Source organism: Rhodococcus sp. NPDC057014 (assembly GCF_042673295.1).
Lineage (GTDB): Bacteria > Actinomycetota > Actinomycetes > Mycobacteriales > Mycobacteriaceae > Rhodococcus_F.
The window spans coordinates 42934-57070 of sequence record NZ_JBHUSF010000020.1 but is presented as its reverse complement, the minus strand read 5'-3'; the positions used below and the strand labels follow the sequence as shown (position 1 = coordinate 57070).

Here is a 14137-nt window from a genome sequence, read left to right as displayed (position 1 = left end):
CACCCCGACGTCGCGGTTGTGCCGGAGGAACCGGCGCCGGGTGACCTCGGCGATGCTGGCGACGTCGTCGGAGCGGCCGTCGCCGGCCGCCTCCTTGATGGCGTAGTGCCGGTAGTCGGACTTGCGCGGCAGCCCGTCCTCGAAGACGACGAGGGAGGCCACCACGTCGGTGCCCTGCACGTGGCTGATGTCGACACATTCGATGCGCAGCGGCGCCGAGTCCAGGTCGAGGGCCTCCTGGATGCCCTGCAGGGCCGCCGACCGCGACGTGAAGTCGCCGGCGCGGCGCAGCTTGTGCTGTTGCAATGCCTCCATCGCGTTGCGCTGCACGGTCTCGGCGAGTGCCTTCTTGTCGCCGCGCTGCGGCACCCGGAGACGGACGGCGGAGCCGCGGAGCCCGCTGAGCCATTCCTGCACCTGCTCGGCGTCCGGCGGCAGCACGGGCACGAGCACCTCCCGCGGCACCCCGCTGCTGCCCGCCTCCGGGTCGGCGGCACCCGACAGCGCCGCCTGCTCACCGTAGAACTGGGTGAGGAACTGCTCGACCAGCAACGGCAGGTCCGAGCCCGCCTCGGAATCGACGGCGGCCCAGTCGATGACGTCGCCGGCCTTCTCGACCACCCAGCCGCGCTGCCCGCGGACGCGGCCGCCCCGGACGTGGAACACCTGGACCGCCGCCTCGAGTTCGTCGGTCGCGAACGCGGCGACGTCGGCGTCGGTGCCGTCGCCGAGCACGACGGCCTGCTTCTCCAGCGCCCGCCGCAATGCGCCCACGTCGTCGCGCAGCCGCGCCGCCGTCTCGAAGTCGAGTTCCTCGGACGCCTGCTGCATCCGGGCCTCGAGCTGCCGGACCAGTTTGTCGGTGCGCCCCGACAGGAAGTCGCAGAAGTCCTCGACGATCTTGCGGTGTTCGGCCGCGGACACGCGGCCGACGCACGGCGCGGAGCACTTGTCGATGTAGCCGAGCAGGCAGGGGCGGCCGATCTGGTTGTGCCGCTTGAACACCCCGGCCGAGCAGGTGCGGGCGGGGAACACCCGCAGCAGCAGGTCGAGGGTTTCGCGGATGGCCCACGCGTGCGAGTAGGGGCCGAAGTAGCGGACACCCTTGCGCCGGGGGCCGCGGTAGACGAACAGCCGCGGGTACTCCTCGTTCAGGGTGACCGCGAGAACCGGGTACGTCTTGTCGTCGCGGTAGCGGACGTTGAACCGGGGATCGAATTCCTTGATCCAGTTGTATTCGAGCTGAAGCGCCTCGACCTCGGTGCTCACCACGGTCCACTCGACGCTGCCGGCCGTGGTCACCATCTGGCGGGTGCGCGGGTGCAGCGTCGAGACGTCGGCGAAATAGGAATTCAGCCGTGATCGAAGACTCTTCGCCTTCCCGACATAGATGACCCGGCCGTGCGGATCGCGGAACTTGTACACCCCCGGGTCGACCGGAATCGTTCCGGTCGCGGGGCGATATGTCGAAGGATCGGGCACCCCTCCACGTTAGTCGGCGCCACCGACCAACCCCGCATCCGCGGCGTCACGGAGGGGTGGCTGCCCGGTCAGGACGGCGCGTACTCCGACGCGAGCGCGCGGAACCGGTCGACGGCGTCGACGGCGTACTCGCGGTCGTTCGACTGGATGGCCATCACGGCCAGGTACTCGTCGTCGGGCAGCTCGATCCGCGCCCACGCCGAGCCGTCCGGGAAGGACAGCCCCTCGTACAGGTCCCAGTCGACGATGCGCTCACCGAGCACGTTCCGCACGGCGATGCCGCGGGGCCCGATGCGCACCCGCGGGCGGGTCAGCAGCAGGACGGCGGCGGCGAAGAGGCAGCCGATGCCCGCGAACGCCAACTGGTCGGCGAGCCGGAAGTACACGCCCGTCGAATCGCCGCGCAACAGGATCGCGAACGTCACGTGGACGACGACGAGCAGGACCGCCACCCCGATCGCGTAGCGGCGGGACTTGCGTGGCTTCGCGACGAGTGTCCACTCGGATTCGGGGGTGGTCACGGGCGGATCCGGATCATGCGAAGGACTCCTCGGCCCGGCGCAGTCGCGCCAACGTGACGGCGGTGTCGAGTGCGGCAGCGCACGCCTGCCCGCCCTTGTCCTCGACGGACCCGGGCAGGCCGCTGCGGTCGACGGCCTGCTGCTCGGTGTCCGTGGTGAGCACACCGTTCCCGACCGGGGTGCTCTCGTCCAGCGAGACCCGGGTCAGACCGGCCGTGACGGCGTCGCAGACGTATTCGAAGTGCGGGGTCCCGCCGCGGATCACGACACCGAGCGCGACGACGGCGTCGTGGCTGCGGGCGAGCGCCTGCGCGACCACGGGCAGTTCGATGGCGCCCGCGACGCGGACCAGCGTGACGTTCTTCACGTTCGCCTCGGCGGCCACGCGCTGCGCACCGGCGATCAGCGCCTCGGAGATCTCCGCGTGCCAGCTGCCGGCGACGATGGCGAGCCGGAGGTCGCCCGCCTCCCCGAGTTGGAGCTCGGGCAGTCCCTCGCCGCTCACAGCATCTCCCCCGCTTCGAAGTCGTCGAGCCCGATCAGGTCGTGGCCCATGCGGTCCCGCTTCGTGCGCAGGTATGTCAGGTTCTCGGCGTTGGCGCGCAGCGGCATGGACACCCGCTCGGTGATCTGCAGCCCGTAGCCGTCGAGTCCGACCCGCTTGGCCGGGTTGTTGGTGAGCAGCCGCATCGAGGAGATGCCCAGGTCCACCAGGATCTGCGCGCCGATGCCGTAGTCCCGGGCGTCGGCGGGCAGGCCCAGCTCGAGGTTGGCGTCGACGGTGTCCGAGCCGGCGTCCTGCAGCTGGTAGGCCTGCAGCTTGTGCATCAGGCCGATGCCGCGGCCCTCGTGCCCGCGCATGTACAGGACCACCCCGCGGCCCTCCTGCGCGACCATGTCCAGGGCGGCGTCGAGCTGGGGACCACAGTCGCAGCGCAGCGAACCGAACACGTCGCCGGTGAGGCACTCGGAGTGCACCCGCACCAGCACATCACTGCCGTCGCCGTCCGGGCCGGGCAGGTCGCCGCGGACCAGGGCCACGTGCTCGACGTCGTCGTAGATGCTCCGGTACCCGACGGCGGTGAACTCGCCGTGCCGGGTGGGGATCCGCGCGGACGCGACCCGCTCCACGTGCTTCTCGTGCTTGCGGCGCCACGCGATGAGGTCGGCGATGGAGATCAGCGCGAGGTCGTGGTCGTCGGCGAAGACCCGCAGCTCGTCAGTCTGGGCCATGTGGCCCTCGTCCTTCTGGCTGACGATCTCGCAGATCACGCCGGCGGGCCGGAGGTCGGCCATCCGGGCGAGGTCGACGGCGGCCTCGGTGTGACCGGGACGGCGCAGCACGCCGCCCTCCTTGGCCCGCAACGGCACGACGTGGCCGGGGCGGGTGAAGTCCTGGGCGCCGCTGGCCGGGTCGGCCAGCAACCGCATGGTGGCGGCCCGGTCGGACGCGGAGATGCCGGTGCCGATGCCCTCGCGGGCGTCGACGGTGACGGTGTACGCGGTGCCGTGCTTGTCCTGGTTGGTGGCGTACATCGGGGGCAGGCCGAGCCGGTCGCAGTCGGCACCGTCGAGCGGCACACAGAGATAGCCGGAGGTGTATCGGACCATGAAGGCAACCAACTCGGGGGTGGCCTTCTCCGCGGCGAAGATGAGGTCTCCCTCGTTCTCGCGGTCTTCGTCGTCGACGACGACGACAGCCTTGCCTGCGGCGATATCCGCAACGGCGCGCTCGATACTGTCGAACCTGGTCACGTGCTCGGTCTCCAAAGTCTTGACTGACGCATCTTCGAATACAACGGATGCATCCGTGGGATGCTCCTCAACAGTACGACTCAGCGGCCGGCCGCTTGCAGCCGCTCCACATACTTCGCGATCACGTCGACCTCGAGGTTGACGGGCGTCCCGACGGACGCCGCCCCCAGCGTGGTCAGTTGCAGTGTGGTCGGGATGAGCGAGATCTCGAAGTATTCGGCGCCGCGTTCCCCGCCGAGCGCCGACACCGTCAGCGACACACCGTCGACCGTGATCGAGCCCTTCTCCACGACGTACCGGGAGATGGCGTCGGGAAGGGCGATGCGCACCACCTCCCAGTTCTCGGACGGGCTGCGGCTGATGATGTGCCCGGTGCCGTCGACGTGGCCCTGGACGAGGTGGCCGCCGAGGCGGCTGTTCAGCGCGGCGGCCCGCTCCAGGTTGACGCGGCTGCCCACGTCGATCTTCTCGAGGCTCGACCGGTTCAACGTCTCCTGCATGACGTCCGCGGTGAAGGAGCCGTCGGCGAGCACCTCGACGACGGTCAGGCACACGCCGTTGACCGCGATCGAATCACCATGCGACGCATCGGAAGTCACGACCGGACCACGCACGGTGAACCGTGCGGCGTCGGCCAGTTCCTCCTTGGCGACGACCTCACCCAATTCTTCGACGATCCCGGTGAACACTGTGGCTTCTCCTACGTTCGGTGACTGTCAGGGTTTTCGGACACTGCTGGAACCAGACTCAACAACAGATCGGGGCCGATTGTTTCGACCGACTCGTGCCGGAACCGCAGGGCCTCGTCGATCGTGTGCACACCCGCCTCCGACACCGCGGACGCTCCCGCACCGAGTACCAGCGGGGCGAGGTACGCCTGGATGCGGTCGACCCGGCCCGCGGCGAGGAACGCGCCCGCCAGCCGGGGCCCGCCCTCGAGCAGCACGTCGGTGTACTCGGCGAGCGCGGCGAGGACCTCGTCGACGTCCCGGGTGCGCAGCCGCAGTGTGGGCGCCGAGTCGTCGAGGACGTGGGCGCCCGGCGGGATGTCGCCGAGTCCGACGACGACGCGCACCGGCTGGTGCGCGGCGAGGGACCCGTCGGGCGTGCGGGCGGTCAGGCGCGGGTCGTCGGCCAGCACCGTCCCCGTGCCGACCACGATCGCGTCGAGTTTCGCGCGGTCGGCGTGCACGCGGGCGCGCGCCTCGGGACCGGTGATCCACTGGCTGGTGCCGTCGGCGGCCGCGCTGCGCCCGTCGAGCGTGGCGGCGTACTTCCAGGTCACGTGCGGTCGTCCGGTGCGCTGGCGGTGCAGCCACGCCCGCAGCGGACCGCGTTCGACGTCCTGCGCGCGCAGACCGGACGTCACCTCGACGCCGGCGGAGACGAGGGTCTCCGCCCCGCCCGCGGCCTCCGGGTTCGGGTCGCCCACCGCGTAGTGCACGGCGACCACACCGGCATCGAGGAGCGCCCGCGAGCACGGCCCGGTCCGGCCGGTGTGGTTGCACGGTTCCAGCGTGACGACGGCGGTGCCGCCGCGGGCGGCGTCCCCTGCCTCCCGCAGCGCGACGATCTCGGCGTGGGGGCCGCCGGGCGGCTGCGTCATCCCGACACCGGCGATGCGCCCGGCGGCGTCGAGGACCACCGCACCGACCGCCGGGTTCGGGCTGGTGAATCCGCGCGCCGACTCCGCGGCGCCGATCGCGATCTGCATCGCGGCATCGAGGTCCGCAGCCGAATTCTCGTGCCGCACGTGGGGGTTCACGATGTGCCGGGTACCGCTACCGGGACAGACTCAGGTGCGGCGACGCCTTCGCGGCGCTGGCACGCAGGGCGCGCACGGCCTCGGCGGGATCGCTCGTGCCGTAGACGGCGGAGCCGGCGACGAAGCAGTCGACGCCCGCCTCGGCGGCGGCCTCGACGGTGTCGGCGTTGATGCCGCCGTCGATTTCCACGACCAGCCGCAGCTCACCCGAGTCGACGAGGCGGCGGACGGCCTTCGCCTTCGACAGGACCTCCGGGATGAACGACTGCCCACCGAATCCGGGTTCGACGCTCATCACGAGGAGCGTGTCGAAGTCCTTCAGGATCTCCAGGTACGGCTCGATCGGCGTGCCGGGCTTGACGCTGAGGCCGGCCTTGGCGCCGGCGGCGCGGATGTCGCGGGCGACGGACCGGGGGTCGTCCGTCGCCTCGGCGTGGAACGTGACGTTGTGCGCCCCGGCCTCCGCGTAGGGCGGCGCCCAGCGGCCGGGGTCGTCGATCATGAGGTGGCAGTCGAGCGGGATGTCCGTCGCCGCCAGGAGACTCGTGACGACGGGGAGGCCGAGAGTCAGGTTGGGCACGAAATGTGCGTCCATCACGTCGACGTGCAGCCAGTCGGCACCGGCGACCGCGTCCGCCTCCTCGGCGAGACGCGCGAAATCGGCAGACAGAATGGACGGTGCGATCATCGGGGTTGCCACGCGCCGAAGTTTAGTCGTACGCGCGTGGGGGCCGGGTCGCGCGGTCCATACTGGGCCCATGCCGACCTGGACGGACGTCGTGGCGATCGGTGCGTCGCTGCCGGAGGTGCAGGAGAGCACCTCGTACAACACCCCGGCGCTGAAGGTGGCGGGCAAGCTGCTGGCCCGGTTGCGGGCCGAGTCGGACGGCGGCCTGGTGGTGATGTGCGACCTCGACGAGAAGGCAGCCCTGCTCGCCGAGGGGGCACCGTTCTACACCACGGCGCACTACGACGGCCACGGTTCGATCCTCGTGGACCTCGAGAACGTCGACGTCCCGCAGCTGACGGAGTTGCTGCGGGACGCCTGGCGGATCAAGGCCCCGGCGAAGCTGCGCAGGCAGTTCGACCAGATCTGACGGGAAGGCGAGGGCCCGGGCGGCGCCCGCACACCGGCCCGGACCCTCATCGGATCGGCGTCAGACGCCGAGCTTGAGGCCCGCCCCCGCATCGACCCGGAGTTGCTGACCGGTGACGAACCGGGACTCGTCGGACGACAGGAACACCACCGCGTGCGAGATGTCCTCGGGTTCGACCCACGGGGTGGGCATCGCCTGCATGAACGGGAACGTGACCTTCGCGTCCTCGGCGGTCGGGTTCTCGAGGTCGGGGCGGAACGTGCGGAACATCGGCGGGCTCTGCAGCATGTCCGTGTTGCAGTTGGTGGGGTGAATCGCATTGACGCGGATGGACTTCGGGCCCAGGGTGAGCGCGAGCGAGGTGGTGTACGTCCACAGCATCTTCTTGGCGAGGCCGTAGCCGTCGCCCCCCGGTCCCTGCAGGGCCTGCTGGCCGTTCAGGCCGGTCTGCGGGACCAGCCCGGCCACCGACCCCGTCGCGATGATCGACGCGCCGGCGTCCAGGTGCGGGAGGGCCGAGTGAATCGTGTTGATCACACCGACGAAGTCGACGTCGAACGCATCGACGAACCCCTCGACGGGCACGTCGTTCCCGAGGGGCGCGATCCCTGCATTGGCGACCACAACGTCCAGCCGTCCCAGCGTCGCGACCGCGGCGTCGAGTTCGCGGCGCATCGCCGCCCGGTCGCGCACGTCCACCTTGGCGGTGACGACGCGGCGCCCCGCCTTCTCGACGAGCCGCCGCGTCTCCGCGAGGTCGGCCTCGGTGGCCAGCGGGTACTCGTTCGACGCGATGTCCTCGCAGAGGTCGAAGGCGATGATGTCGGCGCCCTCGTCGGCGAGGTGCACCGCGTGACTACGACCCTGACCTCGCGCCGCTCCGGTGATCAGAACGACCTTCCCCGCTACCCGATTCATGTGAAGTCCTCCACTCGCTTCGTGACGTACGTCTCTGTCGCGAGAAGAAGTAGAACACGTTTCACACCAAAAGTGAAACAGGTTCTACCGAGTTGCGGCCGGAGGACCGGGCAGCGGGAAGGCGACCGCCCTACGGCTTGCGCAACGCGGCCATGAACATCGCGTCGGTCCCCTGCCGGTGCGGCCAGAGCTGGACGCTCGGACCGTCCCCCAGACCGGGTACACCGGGAACGAGCTCACGCGTGTCGAGCGCCGTGAGGCCGTGGCGCCGCACGGCGTCCGCGACCACGGCCACCGTCTCGGACAGGTGCGGCGAACACGTCGCGTACAGGATCACGCCACCCGGGCGAACCAGCCGGGCGGCCGACGCGAGGAGTTCCCGCTGCAGTTTCGCGAGCCCCGCCACGTCCGACGGCTGCCGGCGCCACCGCGCCTCCGGACGTCGGCGCAACGCACCCAGTCCGGTGCACGGCGCGTCGACCAGGATGCGGTCGAACCCGCCCTCCAACCCGGGATCGCGGCCGTCGGCGACGTGCACGTGAACCGGAAGTTCCTTCGTCGTCTTGCGGATCAGGTCCGCGCGGTGCGCCACCGGTTCCACGGCGTCGAGGCGCCCGCCCTCGATCCCGGCGAGTGCACCCAGCAAGGCAGCCTTGCCGCCGGGGCCCGCGCACAGGTCGAGCCAGCGGCCGGTGTCCGGTCCGTCCAGTGGCGCCAGCGACAGCGCCCGGGCGACGAGCTGGCTGCCCTCGTCCTGCACTCCGGCGAGCCCCTCGCGGACCGCGTCGAGCAGACCCGGATCGCCGCCGTCCAGGTAGACCGCGTACGGCGAGTACCGGCCCACCTCGCCGCCGGTGGCGAGTGCGAGCTCCTCCGCCGAGATCTCACCCGGGCGGGCGACGAGATGCACCGCGGGCCGCGCGTCGTCGGCGACGAGCACGTCCTCGAGTTCCCCGGCATCGGTGCCGAGCGCGTCCGCGAACACCTGCGCGATCCACGTGGGGTGCGCGTGCTCGAACGCCAGCCGCCCCACCGGGTCGGCCGGGGCGAGACGCTCCACCCATTCCGCCTCCGACCGCTCCGACACCCGGCGCAGCACGGCGTTGACGAACCCCGCCTTCCCCGGGCCGGCCTCCGCGCGCACCAGGTCGACGGAGGTGGCGACGGCGGCGTGCGGGGCGACACGGGTGCGCAGCAGCTGGTAGGCGCCCAATTGGAGAACGTCGAGGAGGGGTCCGTCGATCTCGGCGATCGGCCTGCCCGCGCAGTCGGCGATCACGGCGTCGAGGAGCCCGCGGGCACGGGCGGCGCCGTAGGCCAGTTCCGTGGCGAGGGCGGCGTCACGCCCGTCCAGGCGCCGCTCACGCAGCAGCCCGGGCAGGACGAGATTGGCGTAGGCGTCGCGTTCCCGCACGGCGCGCAGCACGTCCCTCGCGGCGAGCCGCGGCTGGTCGAGCCCGGATTGGGACGCGTCGGGGCGGCGCGCCTGCCGGGGGCGGTTGTTGCGGGCGCCCGAGCCGGACTGGCCGCGGCGTGCGGGCCTTCTGGATTCGCTCACTGTGCCCGTACCTCCGCGTCGAGTCGTGCGCCTCGCGCCCAGTCCAGGGCGGCCATCTGTTTCTTGCCCTGCGGCTGGACACGGTCGAGCCGCACCGCCACCGTGGACGTCCCGATCAGGAATCCGGACTTGGTCACGGAGATCTCCCCCGGCTCCAGTCGCTCGTCCGTCACGGTGACCGGGCCGACCTTGACGCGCAGATCACCGATCGTCGTCCAGGCGCCGGGCGCGGGGGTCACCGACCGGATGTGCCGGTCCACCACCGCAGCTGTTCTGTCCCAACGGATCCGGGCCGCCTCGACCGTCACCTTGGCGGCGTGCGAGACCCCCTCGGCCGGTTGTGGGACCGCGGTGATCGCGCCGTCCTCGATCCCGTCCAGAACCGACTCCAGGAGCACGGCGCCGCTGTCGGCGAGACGTCCGAGGAGGTCGCCTGCGGTGTCGGTGTCGCGGATCCGCTCGGTGACCACCCCGTAGACCGGGCCGGTGTCCATCCCCGCCTCCAGCCGGAACGCGCTGGCACCGGTCATGTCGTCGCCCGCGCCGATCGCGGCCTGCACGGGGGCGGCCCCGCGCCACGCCGGCAGCAGCGAGAAGTGCAGGTTCACCCAGCCGTGGGCCGGGATGTCGAGCACCTTCTGCGGCAGCAGCGCCCCGTAGGCGACGACGGGGGCGCAGTCGGGTGCGAGGTCCGCGAGGCGCGCCAGGAACTCCGGTTCCGTGGGCCGCTCCGGGGTGAGCACCTCGATGCCGTGGGAGTCGGCGAGTGCACCGATCGGTGAGCGGACCACCTTGCGTCCACGCCCCGCGACCGCGTCGGGGCGGGTGATCACCGCGACGACGTCGTGGCGTGGCGAACGGATCAGGCGTTCGAGTGAGGGAACGGCGGGCTCGGGGGTTCCGGCGAAGACTATGCGCACGCCGGCGACCCACACGACGGACGGTGGACCGCTGCGCGGGCCGAAACGGTACTCACGAAGGAAGCTCCCCTTTGATCGACGATGTGCCGACCAGTCTAGGGAGTCACACCCGGGCCGTGACACTCGGCGAACGGAGTCGCCGCCCTGCAGTGAACGATTCCGACGCCGAACACCTGGCGGCCGCGCTCACCGTCAAGACCGTGAAAGGACCTCGGCACCAACGCGTACTTCCTGTGGGCGCAGGTCGTCGCGAAACCGGCTAGCGGTTGCTGTCGACGACGACCTCCGGGATACCCGCGCCGATCGGCACGAACTCGCAGCGAGCGAGCGGACCCGCATCCGGGTCGAGCGCCGCACGGACGAGATCGAGGGCGAACGGATCGTAGGGTGCGCGGAAGTGCCCGGTGCCGTCCTCGGGGCATCGATCCTGGATCAGGATGTTGACCGCCCCGGCGCCGCGGAGCGCCATGTTCGTGTACGGCTGGATCATTTCGTCGTACCGCGACCCGATCGTCGTGTACGAGACGCCGGGCACCGTGTCGCCGCCCGCGTTCAGGTCGTTCATGAACGGTGAGCCCTGCATCTGCTGACTGACGGCGACCGACGTCACCGTGCGGGCGAAGTCCGGGCCGCCGGGCAGCGCCTGCACGACCGGGACGAGGCCGTACATCACTCCCCCGTAGCTGGGCGACGCCAGTCCGACCCAGTGGTCGACGAACGCGGCGCCGCCGAGCTTGTTGACGTAGTACCTGGTGACGTTCGCGCCCTGCGAGTAGCCGACGACGTCGACCTTGTCGGCACCGGTCGCGTCGCGGACCCGGTCGACGAACCGGCCGAACTCCCCCGCGCTCGCGACGATGTCCTCGGTCCCGAACGAATCGGCGCCCGGAGCACCGCCGTAGTTGAGGGCGAACACGCAGTAGCCGTCCGCGGCGAGCATCGGCGACAGGGCGGCCCAGTCCGCGTAGGCGCTGGCGTCGGTGCCGTGCGCGAGCACGACCGGCTCAGGATGGTCCGCGGAGGGCGTGCAGGAAAAGTCGTTCGATCCGGCGGGTGCGCTACCGGGGTGGTCGTGCGCGTACGCGGCGGCGGCACTACGGCCGGTCTGGGGAAGCCCGGCGCCTGCGGGCACGACGAGTGAGGGGGGCGAGGCGTCGTCCGCCTGGGCGGTGGACACTGCGCCGGACATCAGCAGGACGACACCCGTAACGACCGCACCGGCACCCCGAAACCTCATGATCTCTCCCGACTTCGCTGAGACTTTGCTGTGCACCTTCCCAGAATGTGCACGCGCTGTCGCGTCGAGCCGGCGGGGTGCGGCGCCCTACGAGTCGGTGTCGTCCTTGCCCGCGTCGCTCTGATCATCTTCTGCGAGAAGGCGATACAACGAGCGCCGCGCGTCGGTGAGAATCTCGCCTGCCCGCCGGACCTGGTCGTCGTCGCCGACCGCGGCGACCTGCCCGGCTGCGCCCATCAGCAGCCCGATCAGGCCCCGCAGGTCCTCGGCCGGCCTGCCGACGCTCTCCCGCACGTCGTCCCACGGGGTGCCGAGTTCGGTCTTGTTCGCTTCGACGAAGGCCGTGCCCTCGTCCGTGAGGCGCGCGGTCTTGCGGCCCGCCACCTTTTCGATGAGCACCAGACCCTCGTCCTCGAGCTGCGACAGCGCGGGATAGATCGACCCGGGGCTGGGCCTCCACACCCCGTCGCTGCGCTCGACGATCTGCTGGATCAGCTCGTAGCCGTGCATCGGCCGCTCGGTGAGCAGCAGCAGGATCGCGGAGCGGACATCGCCGCGCCGACCCCGCCCGCCTCGTCCGCGTCCGCGGCCGAAGTGCATTCCGGGCCCGAAGCCCGGACCGCCCTCGGGACCGAAGCCGCCTCGGCGGTGTCCGTGACGGTGCGGCCCGTCGGGCCGTGCCATCCGTTCGCGTCCGAATCGTTCCCGTCGGGAACCTCTGTGTTCGAAATGGAAGTCTTCCATCATCAGCCTCCTTCTGTATCGCTGATGCATCAACGATATATCGTCAATTGCAGGCCGGCAAGACCCATTTCTGTGACGGTCGTCAACTACCCGATGCGGAGAGGGTCGATCTGTACCCGCGCGGGCTGCGAGTCCTTCCGCGCACTGCGCACCGACTGCGCCTCTCCCAGCGCCTTGGCCAGCGGTTTCCCCTCCCCGCGGGGCACCCGGATCAGCATGCGCTCCACCTCCGCCGGCTCCGGCGCGTCACCGGAGAACGGCAGCCGCTCCCCCGCGGGCAATTCGACCGGGCCGAGCAATTCCGCGTTCGCCGGCAGGTCGGCGAGGTCCAGGAGGTCGGCGATCGCCTTCGCGCTGCCGTCGATCGCCGCGAGATGGATGGCCGGCGGAAATCCGACCTCGGCCCGCTCCTCGTACTGCGCACGCGCGTGACCGACCGGATCCCAGCGGACCAGCGCCTGCACTGTCGGAATACCCGAATCGGCGACCACGACCACCTGACCGCCGTCGGCGAACGGGCGCACGAGCGACGACGCCGTCATCCACCTCCGCAGCGTCTCCTCGGCGGCTCGCAGATCGGGGCGACCCAGCAGTGCCCAGCCGTCGAGCAGCAATGCCGCACCGTAGCCGCCCGGCATCACGGGTTCGGCCCCGACGGTCGACACCACGAGGGTGGGGCCCTGCTTCACTTCGTCGACGACGTCCGACCCTCCGGACATCCGGACGGCGACCCCGGGGAAGGCGCGGCCCAGTTCCTCGGCGGTGCGTCCGGCGCCGACCACGACCGCGCGCAGCGCCCGCGCTCCGCACGCGTGGCAGCGATGTGCGGCGTCGGCGACGCCGCACCACCGGCACGCGGGTGTTCCCGCCCCGTCCGGCCCGGCGGCGGACGGCAGGGCGAGCGGTCCGTTGCATCGGCGGCAGCGCGCGGGCGCCCGGCACTTGCCGCACGCGAGGCTGGGGACGTAGCCGCGCCGGGGGACCTGGACCAGCACTCCCCTGCCGGCGCCGAGCGCCTCCCGGGCGGCGGCGAACGCGATGGCGGGCAACCGGGCGGCCCGCGCTCCGGGGTCGCGGGCCAGGGCGTGGTCGCTGTCGGCGAGTGCGGTGATCTTCGGGGCAGCCGCCCGCACGGAGTCCCGGGACGCGACGAGGTCGTGCGCCCATCCCGAATCGACGAGGGCCTGGGCCTCGGCGGTGCGCGCGTGCCCGGCCAGCACCACGGCGCACCCACCGGCATACGCGCGGAGCAGCGCCACCTCGCGGGCATGCGGGTACGGTGCGCGCGGTTCGGAATGGTTGTCGTCCCCGTCGTCCCACACCACGATCAGTCCGGTACGCGGTGTCGGCGCGAACACCGAACTCCGGGTCCCGACGACGACCCGGGCGGTCCCCCGCAACGCCGCCAGCCACCGCCGGTAGCGCAGGGCGGGCCCGAGGCCGGCGGCCAGCCCGACGACGGCGTCCTTGCCCAGCAGCGTCTCCACCGCCGCGACGACCCGGTCGAGGTCGCGCTGGTCGGGGACCACGACCACCGTGCTCGCACCGGTGGCGGCGACGAGCCCGGACAGTTCCGCGAGACGTGCCGGCCAGTCCTCGCCGGGGAGCGCCTGCCACACCGCACGGGGGGCGCGCCCCTCCGACAGCGCCGTCAGGAACGCGGCGCCGTGGACGTACCGGTCCCACGCGCCGGTGGGGATGGCGGTGCCGGACATCTCGGGCGGTTCGGACGCGGCCTCGGACTCCGCCCGCGCGTGCCTCGGCGGAATCGCGAGCCGCAGGACGTCCGCGCGGGTTCCGGCGTACCGGCCGGCGACGAGGTCGACCACCCGGGTGATCTCCTCGGTCAGCACCCGCTCCGGTGAGATCACCCGTTCGAGCCAGCCGAAACGGCCCTGATGGTCGCTCGTCGCGGTGCGGGCCACGACGAATCCGTCGACGAGGCGCCCGGCGAACCGGATGCGGACCCGGACCCCGGGCTGCGCCTGCTCGTCGAGGTCCTTCGGCACGAGATAGTCGAACTCGCGGTCGAGGTGCGCGAGCGGAAGGAGCGGCAGCACCCGGGCAACCGGGTGGACCTCTGCCGCAACCTTTTCCGCGCTCACGCGGCGGCTCCTACCGCGGCGGCGCCCGCCGCGCC

General features: G+C 71.6%; 14 protein-coding genes. 1 reads left to right on the top strand and 13 read right to left on the bottom strand.

The window, feature by feature from the left end; translation table 11 throughout:
• The 7 genes from uvrC to rpe form a co-directional block, all read right to left on the bottom strand.
• Positions 1–1482 (bottom strand): excinuclease ABC subunit UvrC (gene uvrC / locus ACFTZB_RS06920; RefSeq protein ID WP_378430711.1); only part of this gene is annotated, 1482 nt, incomplete at its 3' end.
• A 68-nt stretch (positions 1483–1550) separates the two neighbouring features.
• The gene (locus ACFTZB_RS06915) at positions 1551–2003 is read right to left on the bottom strand and encodes a PH domain-containing protein (protein WP_378430710.1); all 453 of its coding nucleotides are present in this window, start codon (positions 2001–2003) and stop codon (positions 1551–1553) included.
• Between the two features lie 13 nt (positions 2004–2016).
• The gene (gene ribH, locus ACFTZB_RS06910) at positions 2017–2508 is read right to left on the bottom strand and encodes a 6,7-dimethyl-8-ribityllumazine synthase (RefSeq protein ID WP_087555955.1); all 492 of its coding nucleotides are present in this window, start codon (positions 2506–2508) and stop codon (positions 2017–2019) included.
• A complete protein-coding gene (locus ACFTZB_RS06905; protein ID WP_378430709.1) occupies positions 2505–3758 on the bottom strand; it encodes a bifunctional 3,4-dihydroxy-2-butanone-4-phosphate synthase/GTP cyclohydrolase II in 1254 nt (417 codons plus the stop codon). The genes ribH and ACFTZB_RS06905 overlap by 4 nt, the downstream gene beginning before the upstream one ends.
• 80 nt (positions 3759–3838) lie before the next feature.
• A complete protein-coding gene (locus ACFTZB_RS06900) occupies positions 3839–4447 on the bottom strand; it encodes a riboflavin synthase (RefSeq protein ID WP_378430708.1) in 609 nt (202 codons plus the stop codon).
• Between the two features lie 11 nt (positions 4448–4458).
• The gene (gene ribD / locus ACFTZB_RS06895) at positions 4459–5511 is read right to left on the bottom strand and encodes a bifunctional diaminohydroxyphosphoribosylaminopyrimidine deaminase/5-amino-6-(5-phosphoribosylamino)uracil reductase RibD (RefSeq protein ID WP_378430714.1); all 1053 of its coding nucleotides are present in this window, start codon (positions 5509–5511) and stop codon (positions 4459–4461) included.
• A 28-nt stretch (positions 5512–5539) separates the two neighbouring features.
• Positions 5540–6223, bottom strand: a complete 684-nt coding sequence (rpe, locus tag ACFTZB_RS06890; RefSeq protein ID WP_072942121.1) for a ribulose-phosphate 3-epimerase — start codon at positions 6221–6223, stop codon at positions 5540–5542.
• 58 nt (positions 6224–6281) lie between these two features.
• On the opposite strand from rpe, the gene ACFTZB_RS06885 reads away from it, so the two are divergent.
• Positions 6282–6620 carry an MmcQ/YjbR family DNA-binding protein gene (locus tag ACFTZB_RS06885; protein ID WP_378430707.1) on the top strand — a complete coding sequence of 113 codons (339 nt, stop codon included), beginning with the start codon at positions 6282–6284 and terminating at the stop codon, positions 6618–6620.
• Between the two features lie 60 nt (positions 6621–6680).
• Here ACFTZB_RS06885 and ACFTZB_RS06880 read toward each other — a convergent pair whose 3' ends face one another.
• The 6 genes from ACFTZB_RS06880 to ACFTZB_RS06855 form a co-directional block, all read right to left on the bottom strand.
• Positions 6681–7538 (bottom strand): mycofactocin-coupled SDR family oxidoreductase, encoded by an 858-nt coding sequence (locus ACFTZB_RS06880; RefSeq protein WP_378430706.1) that lies wholly within the window; start codon positions 7536–7538, stop codon positions 6681–6683.
• Between the two features lie 130 nt (positions 7539–7668).
• Positions 7669–9096: an RsmB/NOP family class I SAM-dependent RNA methyltransferase gene (locus tag ACFTZB_RS06875; protein WP_378430705.1), complete on the bottom strand. Its 1428-nt coding sequence runs from the start codon at positions 9094–9096 to the stop codon at positions 7669–7671.
• The gene (gene fmt / locus ACFTZB_RS06870) at positions 9093–10016 is read right to left on the bottom strand and encodes a methionyl-tRNA formyltransferase (RefSeq protein WP_378430704.1); all 924 of its coding nucleotides are present in this window, start codon (positions 10014–10016) and stop codon (positions 9093–9095) included. The genes ACFTZB_RS06875 and fmt overlap by 4 nt, the downstream gene beginning before the upstream one ends.
• A 259-nt stretch (positions 10017–10275) precedes the next feature.
• Positions 10276–11253, bottom strand: a complete 978-nt coding sequence (locus tag ACFTZB_RS06865) for an esterase/lipase family protein (RefSeq protein ID WP_378430703.1) — start codon at positions 11251–11253, stop codon at positions 10276–10278.
• Positions 11254–11340: 87 nt separating this feature from the next.
• The gene (locus ACFTZB_RS06860; protein WP_378430713.1) at positions 11341–11997 is read right to left on the bottom strand and encodes a PadR family transcriptional regulator; all 657 of its coding nucleotides are present in this window, start codon (positions 11995–11997) and stop codon (positions 11341–11343) included.
• 86 nt (positions 11998–12083) lie between these two features.
• Positions 12084–14102, bottom strand: a complete 2019-nt coding sequence (locus tag ACFTZB_RS06855) for a primosomal protein N' (protein ID WP_378430702.1) — start codon at positions 14100–14102, stop codon at positions 12084–12086.
• Positions 14103–14137 lie beyond the last annotated feature (35 nt).

What these genes read in the sequence shown, in the direction of transcription:
- ACFTZB_RS06885 (WP_378430707.1), top strand. Translation starts at nt 6,282, where the DNA reads ATGCCGACCTGGACGGACGTCGTGGCGATCGGTGCGTCGCTGCCGGAG.
- ACFTZB_RS06880 (WP_378430706.1), bottom strand. Translation starts at nt 7,538, where the DNA reads ATGAATCGGGTAGCGGGGAAGGTCGTTCTGATCACCGGAGCGGCGCGA.
- ACFTZB_RS06865 (WP_378430703.1), bottom strand. Translation starts at nt 11,253, where the DNA reads ATGAGGTTTCGGGGTGCCGGTGCGGTCGTTACGGGTGTCGTCCTGCTG.
- ACFTZB_RS06860 (WP_378430713.1), bottom strand. Translation starts at nt 11,997, where the DNA reads ATGGAAGACTTCCATTTCGAACACAGAGGTTCCCGACGGGAACGATTC.